General features: G+C 65.5%; 1 protein-coding gene. It reads left to right on the top strand.

What is annotated here, in order from left to right; genetic code table 11:
• On the top strand, window positions 1–476 hold a 476-nt coding region (locus NLX86_RS34295; protein ID WP_254375732.1), incomplete at both ends, for a phage/plasmid primase, P4 family.

Below are 476 nucleotides of genomic sequence, written 5' to 3'. Positions count from 1 at the left end.
TGGCATCGATTCCTCACCGACACGTTCGGCGATGACGCCGACGGTCACGAGGTGATCGGCTTTCTGCATGAACTGCTGGGCTACTCCCTCACCGGCGACGTCGGCGGCCAGGTCATGCCCTTCCTGTTCGGCTCCGGCAAGAACGGCAAGAGTGTCCTGCTCGACGTCCTGATGAAACTCCTGGGCGACTACGCGGACGCCGCACCGCCCGGCTTCCTTATGGCCCGCCCCTATGAGGGACACCCCACCGACCTGGCCGAGCTGCACGGCCGCCGCGTGATCGTGTGCTCCGAGGTCAGACCGGGTGACCGTTTCGACGAGGCCCGCGTCAAACTCCTGACCGGTGGTGACCGCATCAAGGCCCGTCGCATGCGGCAGGACTTCTTCAGCTTCGAACCCACCCACAAACTGTGGCTTCTGGGAAACCACCGACCCGAGGTCGGCACCGGCGGTTTCGCGTTCTGGCGCCGGATGCG

The sequence above is a fragment of the Streptomyces sp. A3M-1-3 genome (assembly GCF_024213665.1).
GTDB lineage: Bacteria > Actinomycetota > Actinomycetes > Streptomycetales > Streptomycetaceae > Streptomyces.
This window is presented reverse-complemented; position numbering and strand designations above follow the sequence as displayed.